Origin of the sequence: Psychrobacter cibarius, from assembly GCF_904845955.1 — a bacterium.
Lineage (GTDB): Bacteria > Pseudomonadota > Gammaproteobacteria > Pseudomonadales > Moraxellaceae > Psychrobacter > Psychrobacter cibarius_B.
In genome coordinates, this window is the sequence record NZ_CAJGYX010000001.1 from 520,281 (window position 1) to 532,087 (window position 11,807).

At 44.3% G+C, this 11,807-nt stretch carries 9 protein-coding genes; 4 read left to right on the forward strand and 5 right to left on the reverse strand.

Annotation, left to right across the window (positions count from 1 at the left end; genetic code table 11):
* Nucleotides 1-303: 303 nt before the first annotated feature.
* A complete protein-coding gene (locus tag JMV76_RS02055; RefSeq protein ID WP_201501431.1) occupies nucleotides 304-1,191 on the reverse strand; it encodes an SDR family NAD(P)-dependent oxidoreductase in 888 nt (295 codons plus the stop codon).
* A gap of 189 nt (nucleotides 1,192-1,380) precedes the next feature.
* Between JMV76_RS02055 and JMV76_RS02060 the strand changes: the two genes are divergently transcribed.
* On the forward strand, nucleotides 1,381-1,770 hold the full coding sequence (locus JMV76_RS02060; RefSeq protein WP_201501432.1) for a DUF1622 domain-containing protein: 390 nt from the start codon (nucleotides 1,381-1,383) through the stop codon (nucleotides 1,768-1,770).
* A gap of 50 nt (nucleotides 1,771-1,820) precedes the next feature.
* Here the strand turns inward: JMV76_RS02060 and dusB are convergent, their stop codons facing one another.
* The 3 genes from dusB to JMV76_RS02075 all read right to left on the reverse strand — a co-directional run bounded on the left by dusB (nucleotide 1,821) and on the right by JMV76_RS02075 (nucleotide 5,788).
* Nucleotides 1,821-2,852, reverse strand: coding sequence for a tRNA dihydrouridine synthase DusB (gene dusB, locus JMV76_RS02065; protein WP_201501433.1), 1,032 nt, complete (start codon nucleotides 2,850-2,852; stop codon nucleotides 1,821-1,823).
* Between the two features lie 132 nt (nucleotides 2,853-2,984).
* Nucleotides 2,985-5,030: a BCCT family transporter gene (locus JMV76_RS02070; RefSeq protein ID WP_087814377.1), complete on the reverse strand. Its 2,046-nt coding sequence runs from the start codon at nucleotides 5,028-5,030 to the stop codon at nucleotides 2,985-2,987.
* Between the two features lie 317 nt (nucleotides 5,031-5,347).
* Complete coding sequence (locus tag JMV76_RS02075; protein WP_201501434.1) at nucleotides 5,348-5,788, reverse strand: HIT family protein; 441 nt, start codon at nucleotides 5,786-5,788, stop codon at nucleotides 5,348-5,350.
* Nucleotides 5,789-6,013: 225 nt separating this feature from the next.
* Here JMV76_RS02075 and JMV76_RS02080 point away from each other — a divergent pair, with 225 nt between their 5' ends.
* The 3 genes from JMV76_RS02080 to JMV76_RS02090 all read left to right on the forward strand — a co-directional run bounded on the left by JMV76_RS02080 (nucleotide 6,014) and on the right by JMV76_RS02090 (nucleotide 10,357).
* Nucleotides 6,014-6,808, forward strand: a complete 795-nt coding sequence (locus JMV76_RS02080; protein ID WP_201501435.1) for a hypothetical protein — start codon at nucleotides 6,014-6,016, stop codon at nucleotides 6,806-6,808.
* Nucleotides 6,809-7,013: 205 nt separating this feature from the next.
* Complete coding sequence (gene ilvD / locus JMV76_RS02085) at nucleotides 7,014-8,900, forward strand: dihydroxy-acid dehydratase (protein ID WP_201501436.1); 1,887 nt, start codon at nucleotides 7,014-7,016, stop codon at nucleotides 8,898-8,900.
* 209 nt (nucleotides 8,901-9,109) lie between these two features.
* Complete coding sequence (locus JMV76_RS02090) at nucleotides 9,110-10,357, forward strand: cation:proton antiporter (protein WP_201501437.1); 1,248 nt, start codon at nucleotides 9,110-9,112, stop codon at nucleotides 10,355-10,357.
* A gap of 18 nt (nucleotides 10,358-10,375) precedes the next feature.
* On the opposite strand, the gene JMV76_RS02095 is transcribed toward JMV76_RS02090, so the two are convergent.
* Nucleotides 10,376-11,791 carry a serine hydrolase domain-containing protein gene (locus tag JMV76_RS02095; protein WP_201501438.1) on the reverse strand — a complete coding sequence of 472 codons (1,416 nt, stop codon included), beginning with the start codon at nucleotides 11,789-11,791 and terminating at the stop codon, nucleotides 10,376-10,378.
* Between the last annotated feature and the right edge of the window lie 16 nt (nucleotides 11,792-11,807).

Genomic DNA, 11,807 nt, shown 5'->3' on the forward strand with positions numbered 1-11,807 from the left:
AACATCATGGCAATCACGATTTGAGCTGCCATGATTGACTCATTTATGACCCGAAACGACTTATGATCTAATGTCCGTGCCATATCTAAATCTAAATTTGAGTTGACTCAAATTTAGTTCTCATAAGAGTGATGATGGTAGACAGTTATAAATAGGTTTTGATCATAATAAAGCGTTAAGAAAAAAAAGGCTGCTACTGCCCTCTCTCCTCTTTTGTATCAACATTAATAATTTTTAAGGCGTTAAAAAAGGACACCGCAGCGTCCTTTTTTATTCTAAATCAAGGCTCATATACAGCCTATTCTAATGATGCTCACCAGGAAGTATTCTGGCAAAGGCACGCTGAGCAAGGCTTGGCTTCTTATCAGTAGTCAGTCCAGCGCGGGTGCTTGGAAAAATACGATAACCCATCGACTGAATACCAACGTTGATTGCTGGTGCCAGTGAATAAGTAGCTGACGCAAATTTACCCATGTTGCTGGCAATACTGTTTGGTTTATGGACAATCGCTTTGGCAACCATCATCGCTGCTTCATCAGGCATAAGCGCAGGCATGTAGCGGTACAACTTAGTAGGCTCAATCATAGGCGTGCGTACCAATGGCATAAAAATATTGGTAATCGTCACATTATCGCCTTTCACTTCAGCAGCTAAGCAGCGGCTAAAAGCATCCAATGCCGATTTTGAGGCAACATAAGCGGCAAAACGCGGACTGTTTGCCAATACGCCAATAGAGGAGATATTCACAATTTGACCAGTCTGACGTTCAATCATCGTCGGCAAAAACCCAAGAACTATTTTAACCGCGCCAAAGTAATTGATATCCATAGTACGCTCAAAATCATGGAAACGATTAATAGACTCGTGAACCGAGCGCCGAATTGAACGACCAGCGTTATTGACTAAAACATCAACATGTCCGAAATCTGCCAAAATTTGCGTGCTAACTTTTTCGATATCATCCATATTGGTCAAATCACAAGGGTAATAACTGGCATTGCCACCAAGCTCCTCGATACTTTCTTTAACGGCTTTTAGTTTGTCTTCGGTGCGTGCTAATAAGATAACATGCGCACCGCATTCACTAAGTAAATACGCTGTACGCTCACCAATACCGCTTGATGCCCCTGTGATAATGATATGCTTATCTTTGACCGCTTTGTTGATTGCTTTTTTTGAGGGATTGGCCATAAAAAATCCTTTTTGTTGTTTCTATGCCTATGAATGTTCGATTACAGCATAGCAAAAAATTATGGCTTAAAGTGAACAAAACCGCCGTCTCAGCCAGATAATTTGACGATTATAAGGATTGATAAACGTATAATCGCAGTATTGCTTAGACTTACGCTTTTCACCGAATATCGATAAGGAGTATCTGTTTTGATTGCAACTCTAGCTCATTACATTGATTTAATTGCTAAGATAGTCGAGATCATAGGCGTACTTATCATGTTTTTTGGACTGTTTTTTGCTTTTTATCGAGGGATTCGCCTAACCAGTGGTTTTAATCACGAGACCTATATCGAAATCAGACAAACCGTCGGTAAATCTATTTTGTTAGGATTAGAAGTCCTCATCGCCGCTGATATTATGGCGACTGTCGTCACAGAACCGACGTTACGCAGCGTCCTAGTACTAGGTTTTATCGTACTCATTCGGACTTTTTTGAGCTTGTCACTACAAGTAGAATTAGAAGGCAAATTTCCTTGGCAAAAAGAAAATACAGTACTCAAAAAAGAACCACATACCGCTAAAGTGGACGAGCTTTAAAGATTTTTTATCATTTAACAGACGCTTAGCATGAACCCTCTGCTCACTTACTATTCGTGCGCCTGCAAAAAATCTTCAACCACGCGAAACTGTCCAGCGGTGCTTTCTTCGCCATACATTGCTTGGCGAAAAGCATTAGAATTAGGAATGCCTGTGGTATACCAAGCAATGTGCTTGCGAGCGATACGGCAGCCAGAGTACTCACCATAAAAGTCATATAGCTCTTGCAAATGCGCCAGTACAATCTCTTTTATCTGGCTGACGCTCGGTGCATCAAGACTCTCACCAGTGCGTAAGAAGTGCTCGATATCGCGGAATATCCACGGTTGTCCTTGGGCAGCACGCCCAATCATCACAGCATCACAGCCTGTCAGCTCATAAACACGCTGGGCTTTTTGCGCGCTATCGATATCACCATTGGAAATGACGGGAATGTTGATGCTTTCTTTAACTTCGCGTATCAGCTCATAACGCGCCTCACCTGTATACATATCCTCACGCGTGCGTCCGTGAATGGCAATCGCCGCAATACCTGCTTGCTCAGCACGCTTCGCCACACGCAAGATATTCTCACGACCATTCTCATAGCCCAATCGCGTTTTTAAGGTCACGGGGGCATTTACGCTATTTACCGCCGCATCTAGTAAACGGGCGACCAGATCTTCGTCTTGTAACAGTGCAGAACCTGCCAGCCTACGGCAGACTTTTTTGGCAGGACAGCCCATATTGATATCAATAATTTGCGCGCCATTATCAATCTGATAGCGTGCCGCTTCTGCCAATTTATCAGGTTCAGCCCCTGCAATTTGCGCTGAAATAGGCGCAATTTCATTGTCAAAATTGGCACGATACAAGGACTTTTTGCGCGCGTAAAGCGCCGTGTCAGCGATAATCATTTCACTCACCGCATGACCGGCACCAAACGATTTACACAATCGCCGAAAAGGATTGTCCGTCACGCCCGCCATAGGAGCAACCATGAGACGGTTTTCAATCGTCAAGCCGCCGATATTCAATGGCTGCAATAATGGATGGTCAGATACTGGCAAAGACGACGGTAAATCAGGGGAATCAGTAGACATAAAAAACGGCTTGCCATTAATTAAAATAAGATAATAAAAACAAGCCGTTATTCTAAGGAATCGTACGCATATTGCAAGCTATTAACATGAATAACTTGCATTAAGAAACACGACTTTTTCAACAGTGCACCCTTACTTATCAAACACACTGCCCTGCTCTAGGGTGATGTCCTCATCATGCTCCTGCATACGCCACGGCAAACTATCTGGCGACACATTTAAGAAGTGTAGGTATTTTTCGAACTGATCAATAATATCGTTAATCACCGACTCTGATTGATAGCCATATAAATCATAGGTTTGACCACCACGACGCAAATATACCTCAGCACGATGATGGTGCTCTTGTGGTAATTCATTGGCCATATCTTCCGTATAATAATCAGGAATTTCATGCTCTGACAAACGAACTTCATACCAGAATTCAACGTTATCACCGCGTCTTAATTCCAATACAGCACGGTTATTGACCTCATCATAATTTACATCAGGCAACCAGCCTGTTTCGGCAAACTTCTCTGCCACCTCATGCATCGATGATAAAACCGTACCTTTGATATAACCCAGCACTTTTTCGCGCGTTGGTTGATTGGTGATATAGTCAATACGATCACGCCATGCGTCAAGCTTAAGTAGATGCGGCGGCAAATGATTGTCATTGGCTAGGCTTTGATTGCGATGTCCTTCAATACGTAGTGCGCGCCACATACCAAATGTCGAAATCAATATAATGATTGCAAACGGTAAAGCACTAACGATAGCTGCTGTTTGTAGTGCACTTAGACCGCCTGCGATAAGTAGAACCGCCGCGACCGCCCCCTCGGTTACCACCCAAAACGAGCGCTGCCACCAAGGCGTATCACTACGTCCACCTGCGGCGAGCGAATCAATCACTAATGACCCTGAATCCGATGACGTCACAAAAAAAGTAATAATTAACAGTACTGTCAATGATGAGACAATCTGCGTAAATGGTAAATTCTCTAGCAATTTAAATAACGCAATCGCTTGGTTGTTTTGCACTTCGCTAATCAGCGCGTCGTAACCATCAACCATAATCATATGCAGTGCCGTATCGCCAAACACCGAAAACCAAAAGAAGGTAAATAGCGTTGGCACTAACATGACGCCCAATACAAACTCACGAATGGTGCGACCGCGACTGATTTTGGCAATAAACAGACCCACAAAAGGCGCCCAAGCAATCGTCCATGCAAAAATAAATAGTGTCCAACTACCGATCCAATCACTTGATTGATAGGCTTGCAAGCTAAAAGTACGCTCAACAATATTGCCCAGATAGCTGCCCGTGTTTTCCATAAAAGCATTTAGAATAAAGATCGACGGACCAACGATAAAGACAAATAACATGAGTGCCGTTGCCAATACCATGTTTAAGATAGACAAGCGCTTGACGCCTTTGTCCATACCTGCCAGCACGGATACCAAGGCAGCTGCTGTTACTAAAGCAATGATGATAACCTGCACCGTCGTATTAACTGGCACCATCTCTGGTAGCAAATAATTTAGACCCGCGTTAATTTGCGCCACCGACAGACCCAAGCTGGTGGCGATACCGAACATCGTACCCACGATCGCAAACACATCAACAGTATGTCCGATAGGGCCATAGATTTTGTCACCGATTAATGGATATAACGTTGAGCGTACCGACAATGGCAAGCCATGACGAAAAGAGAAATACGCCAGCGACAAACCTACTACGCCATAAATCGCCCAAATATGGAAACCCCAATGGAAATAGGCAATTTGCATGGCTTCTTTAGCAGCTTCAATCGTCTGCGGCGTGGAAAGTGGCGGACTGGCAAAATGTAATACGGGCTCTGCTACGCCATAAAACAGCAAGGCTATGCCGTAGCCTGCGGAGAATAGCATGGCGAACCATTCCAGAAACTTATACTCAGCCTCCGCATGGTCAGGGCCCAATTTAATACTGCCATAAGGCGAAAATGCCAAGGCGATGATAAACATCAAAAATATGGCGACTGCCAACATATAAAACCAGCCGAAAGTGTCGGTGGTAAATGCCAAAACTTTGCTGAACAGCTCGCCAGCAGCGTCAGGGTTGATGGCTGTGCCGATCACCAATAACAGCATAATCGCTGCTGCCGGTACAAAAACCGGTAACAAAATAGTGGAGCGAGGTAGTTTACTCATAGAAAGTGATATCCCCAAAAAGTAGCAATGAAAAATAATCTTCGATATCAAGATTAATAATCAGAAGGAGCAGTGCTTTTTTTAAAAAGTTACTCACAAAGGCGAAAATGCATCAGTTATTATTAAACAAATACAATTTTTATCACACTATGTTGGAAAACCCCAGACAAGCGCCCAACTTGTAACATGACTTTAACGATTTTTACATGACTATTACCAAGTAATAAAAAAGGCCGCTTGTTAGCGACCTTTTTATTTTGTTCTGGAACAATTTACGTTTTGCTTGTTAATTCGACAGCCATCTCGTTTTTTTATTATTAAACAGTAATGGCAGCAGCAAGTTGCTTTGCCGTTTCAGCCAGTTCTGTGTGATCAGCTTGGGTCACTGCATGTCGACCGAGCTCATGAATACTCGATGGAATGAGATGCACGTGATAATGAAAAACGGTTTGACCCGCCTCGCTACCATTTAATTGCATCTGAATAATCCCTTCACGCGCAAATACTTGACGCTGTGCTTGCATGACTTTTTTAGCGGTCATTAACACCGCGGCGGCATACTCTGGTTCAAGATCCGCCAAATCAACGGCTTTTTGCTTAGGAATCACCAGCACATGCCCCTCTGCTTGTGGCATGATATCCATAAAGGCAAGGGTTTTATCATCTTCATAAACTTTGTGATATGGGATGTCACCGTTTAGCATTTTGGCAAAGATATTGTTATCGTCATACGCGGCTTGCTCATTGGCTTGGGTCATTATTTTTTCCTTTACTTGTTTGATTATTGGTTGCTCGACAGCTTTTAGAAGGGATGGAATAGCCTGTAATATAGTGGACGAAATGTCGTTTAAGCACAAGTTGCTATAGCACTCGTTATTAAAAATTAGCAATACATAAGCTAATCGCGGTAGCTCACTAATTTGGTTGGCGAGTCAGGCGCTTTAAATGTTATATTAACCCTCTACTTTAACAACGCTACGTTTATGGATTCGTCTATTTTGCCGACTCAATCAAATATGAGTAACATTTATACAGAACCTGCTCAAGCAGCGCAAACGTCTGTCACAGCTGGCTCTGTATTCAATAATGAAAAACAACCAAGCAGCGCTGAAACTGAAAATGAGACTCAAGCCTCCACTCAAAGCATTGAGCCTAACGCGCTCATTCTGGCCGAAGCACTAAGCGACAAGACGATTGGTTGGAAGATACACAATTGCAAAATCACTAAAAAGACGGTCACACAGGATTTACCACTACCGTTCTTATATCATTACGACAGTTTAAATGATGCGATTAAGCAAGCAAATCCGCTCACACCTGCCCTCCTGTCACAGTTCAATACGCCCATGAGCGCTCATGAAGCAGCCAAGCTGATTGGTATTAACGAAGCACTAATCACAAGCCCTTGGCATGTCAAAATCGTGGGGTCATTGGTAGTTTTTAGCGAAGCGTTGCAGTTAGCCGTACGCTTGCATTGGACCAATACGGGCAAAGACACCCAACAACTTTATACCCAGAATGAAGCAGACGCCATTACAGCCGCTTTTAAAGATTGGCAGTTTTTTGGTCGTATCGATGTACTCTACAAAAATAATAAGCAAACCTTAATCAGTATAGATGAACAAGCTGAAGGTAATGAGCAACTACTTCGTATTGAAGCAAACGCTGATTATCACTGCTTGCCAGCGACTCATGCGTTAGTGGTTATCGCTAAATTGGAAGCGGACAAAACAGAGCTACCTTGGTTTGAGGCGGCGATAGTAGAGCGCGTCGAATAACACCTTATCTTCCAAATACTTACGATGTTATGACTACTATTGACTTGGCATTATCAATGAATAGTTTTCAGTGACTCATATCTAATGGTATGGTAACGACCTAGTATTATTCACTAGTCCTCGCATTTTATAAAAAGCACACTATCAATATTAAAATTGAGGGTGCACATTTTCACAAACCTCGCCTATTTGTAAGGAACATCACATGGATTATCGCTCAAAAACCTCTACTGGCGGCCGTAATATGGCAGGCGCGCGCGCATTATGGCGTGCGACTGGCATGACTGATGGCGACTTTGGTAAACCAATCATTGCGATTGCCAACTCGTTTACCCAGTTCGTTCCCGGCCATGTGCATCTAAAAGACTTGGGGCAACTGGTCGCACGTGAAATTGAACAAGCAGGCGGCGTGGCTAAAGAGTTCAATACCATTGCGGTCGATGATGGTATTGCCATGGGTCATAGCGGTATGTTGTACTCACTGCCAAGTCGCGATTTGATTGCCGACTCGGTCGAGTATATGGTCAATGCCCATTGCGCAGATGCCTTAGTTTGTATCTCCAACTGCGATAAAATCACGCCGGGTATGTTAATGGCTGCTATGCGCCTGAATATCCCTGTAGTGTTTATTTCAGGTGGCCCAATGGAAGCGGGCAAGATTTTAGCCAGCACAGTTGGTAAGAGCCATAATACCGATGGTAGTGACAGTAGTGCGATTCGCAAACTTGACCTCGTTGATGCGATGATGGATGCCGCTGATGACAGCATTAGTGATGAAGATGTCGCCGCTATTGAAGCCTCTGCCTGCCCAACTTGTGGTTCGTGCTCTGGTATGTTTACGGCCAACTCAATGAACTGCTTAACCGAAGCTTTGGGCTTGGCATTACCAGGTAATGGCTCGCTACTGGCAACTCATTCGCTACGCCGCGAGTTGTTTTTAGAAGCAGGACGCACCATTGTCTCACTTGCCAAACGTCGCTATGAGCAAGATGATGATTCAGTATTGCCACGCTCCATCGCTAGCAAAGCAGCTTTTGAAAACGCGATGACCTTAGATATCGCGATGGGTGGCTCAACCAATACTATTTTGCATCTGTTAGCGGCTGCTAACGAAGCAGAAGTCGATTTCAAAATGTCAGATATCGATCGTCTAAGTCGCGGTGTACCTTGCCTTGCAAAAGTCGCCCCTGCCTCGCAGAAATACCACATGGAAGATGTGCATCGTGCTGGCGGTGTCTTTGCGTTATTGGCCGAGCTTGATCGTGCAGGCTTACTCAAAACTGATGTGCCAACCATCCATAGTCCAACGATGAAAGCCGCGATTGATAAGTGGGATATCATGAATCCTGATAATCAAGAGGCTCGCGCACGCTTCCTTGCAGCACCGGGTGGCATACGTACCACTGAGGCATTTTCACAATCAAAAGAATGGTCAAACCTCGACGTCAATCGCGAGTCAGGTTGTATCCGTAGTGCCCAACATGCTTATTCTACAGATGGTGGTTTGGCCGTATTGTATGGCAATATCGCTGAGCGTGGCTGCGTGGTTAAAACCGCAGGTGTGGATGACAGCATCCTAGTATTTACTGGTCGTGCTCGTCTATTTGAGTCACAAGATGATGCTGTCGCTGCGGTATTGGCTGACGAGATCGTGGCAGGTGATGTGGTTATCATCCGCTACGAAGGCCCTAAAGGCGGCCCTGGTATGCAAGAGATGCTCTATCCAACGACTTACCTCAAGTCTAAAGGCTTGGGTAAAGAATGTGCGCTACTCACCGATGGTCGTTTCTCTGGTGGTACCTCAGGCCTATCAATCGGTCATGCCAGCCCAGAAGCAGCAGAAGGCGGCGCCATTGGTCTAGTAGAAGAAGGCGATACCATCCATATTGATATTCCTAATCGTACGATTAACATGCAAGTCAGTGATGCCGATTTGGCCACTCGCCGCGAAGCGATGGAAGCTCGTGGCCGCGATGCGTGGAAGCCTGTAAGCCGTGACCGTTATGTGACCCCTGCGCTACGTGCCTATGCTGCCATGACTACCAGTGCCGATACCGGTGCGGTACGTGACGTGAGTCAAGTTGAGCGCTAAGCCTTAAACTATTAATCGTTAAAGTATATTGGTAAAAATCTATTAAGCCTGCGCTATGCAGGCTTTTTTTTCACCAAAAAACAACGCATATGTCGTTTTGATAACGATTTTTTGCGGTAATCATTATTTTTTAGCGTCATTATAATGGACTAGTAAATATGGCCTCACTCTAACTTTTTAAGATAAACATAACAGCGTGCACCTACCTTATGATTGAAAACTACAATTTATTTTTATTGGTCTGCGGTATCGCTTTTTTACTGGGGGCGTTGTTCCCCATTATATTTAAGCGCACGCCTATCTCTTTGCCTATGTTGCAGGTTAGCTTTGGGCTGCTGATGGGGTACTGGTGGACGACCTTATCATTTTTAGACCCTATGAATAACGGCTTAATTATCGAAAAATTAACCGAAATTGTGGTACTTGTATCCTTGGTTGGTGCTGGTATTAAAATTGATACGAAGCTGTCTTGGCAATTGTGGCGACCGACCGTACGTCTGTTGCTTATTACCATGCCGATTGGCATCTTTGCGATGGCGGTACTCGGCTACTATGCATTTGGTCTCAGTCTGGGAGCTGCTATATTGCTGGGCGCAGTACTGGCTCCAACCGATCCCGTCTTAGCTTCTAGTATTCAAGTAGGGCCACCCAATACAGGTCGCGAAGACACACCTCGCTTTACCTTGACCTCAGAAGCAGGATTGAATGACGGACTGGCTTTCCCATTTGTTTATTTGGCCATAAAAATAGCAGAAGCTTTTAGCCAAGGCAATACCTTTACCCTCGAGATGCTCTGGTCATGGTTCACTCATGATGTCTTATGGAAAATTGGTGCTGGGCTGGTGGTGGGGATTGTCGTTGGTAAAATTATGGCCAAGCTGGTATTTTCAAAATACAGCCAAAATACCACTATTTCTCAAGGCTATGTGGTCATTGCGCTAACGTTAGTAGCTTATGGACTTGCCGAATTTGTACATAGTTATGGGTTTATCGCCGTATTTATCGCGGCATTTGCCTTTCGCCGCTCAGAGCATGAGCACAGCTATCACCACAAGCTCCATGATTTTGCAGAACAATCAGAAGGCTTACTCATGTCTTTAGTGCTGGTCACTTTCGGCATGTTTCTTGGTCAAGGATTGCAATCGGGCGTTGAGCTGACATGGCGTGTTTACATCGTCAGCTTCACCTTCCTCTCGTTGATACGTCCCATTGGTGGGTTTATTGCTTTATCAGGACTAAACATGGCACACACTGAAAAGTATGCCATCTCTGCTTTGGGCATCCGTGGTATTGGTACGCTATATTATTTATCTTATGCGCTCAACCAAGGTTTTTTCGGTGATGAAGATGCGCTTAAGCTATGGGTCGTCTGTTCGATTGTCATTTTGGCGTCAATTTTTATCCATGGTCTTAGCGCCACAAAATTGCTGAAAATGACGCCGAATAAATCACATTAACCTTATCGATAGAGCTATTTAGCGCTTTGAAAGCTCTGAATCGACTAAGTTAAGTACCGCTTCCGTTAGTGCAAACTGACGGACATCATTCAGCATCGTGGTGTCAAAATTATGGATAAAGGCAAATGACAACTGACGCTCTGGGTCACACCAAGCCACTGAACCGTTATAGCCCATATGCCCAAATCCTTGCTTGTTTACATCAACTTCTTCACTGTCTGTATGCTGACAAAGACTAAATAACCGATGATAACCCAAGCGCCAATCCATGTTTGCTGGCATAACAGCATCTAGCCCTGTGACTTGCGGTTTGGATAGTTGCTCAAAAGTGGCGCTATTAATAAACGTGTGTCCTTGCCATGTTCCGCCGTTGGCTAACATGGTATAGATGGTGGCCAATGCCTGAGCTGAAGCGACACCATTTGCTGCTGGAATAATGGCCTGTAGTGTCTCACGACTGTGATAATCGATTGCTTGTTTGCCAGCAGGTATGAGTGCCGCCTTATAATTTTTTAGATTAAGCTGACTGGTATTGAAGTACAAACGATTAATATGAGCCGTGTCTAGTATCGGTAAAGCGTTTTGCTCATCATCTGAACTTAGGTCTGCCGCTTTGCCATCCATTAAAGCTTGCTGCTGCCAACAAGTGTAGCTAGGCAGACTAGCATAAGTACGTAAAGTACTTTGTGTATCGGCTTTTAGCGTTGGTTTATGACGTTTATGACGCAGTTGTGAGCCAGCCTCATTTGATGCTTCGAAGTCTTTGGCGAGTCTTGCTACTTGGTTGACTTTATTCTCTGGTACACCAAAATAGCAACTATCGGCAATACCTAAAGGCTCAGTGAGATAATAGCGCAATGCCTCAGCTAAAGACATTTCAGTAACGGCTTCTATCAGACCGCCCAATACCCAACCATAGACCAGAGCACTATAAACGCTGTCATATAGCTCGCCATGGTCTGGTGCTGTGATTGGCATCGCGGCAACTTTATTGAGCATTTGATCCCAATCAAGCAAAGCTTCGCTATCCACATCGATACTCTGAATTGAGAACAAGTTGGCTTGATGTGACATCACGCTACGTAATGTAATATTCCCTTTATTCTGTGCAGAAAATGCGGGCCAATAATGGGCAATAGGTTGGTCATAATCAAGCATCTGCTGCGAAACCAATATATGTACAAGCGTCGCCAATATACCTTTACCCGTCGAAAAGTTAATCGCCAAAGTATCAGGCTGCCACGACATCTCTGGAAGTGCCATCCCCACACTCGCCTGTGCAATGCATTCTCCTGCCTGATAGACAACCACGGCACCCCCTGCTGGTGCATCATCAAGCTGTAAATCGATGAGTATTTGCTGCAAACGTTGTTGCAACGTTATATTTATCTGATGATCAAAAATCTGCGTGGTTTTATTATTATTGTCGATCATGGCTACCCTGCTCCAT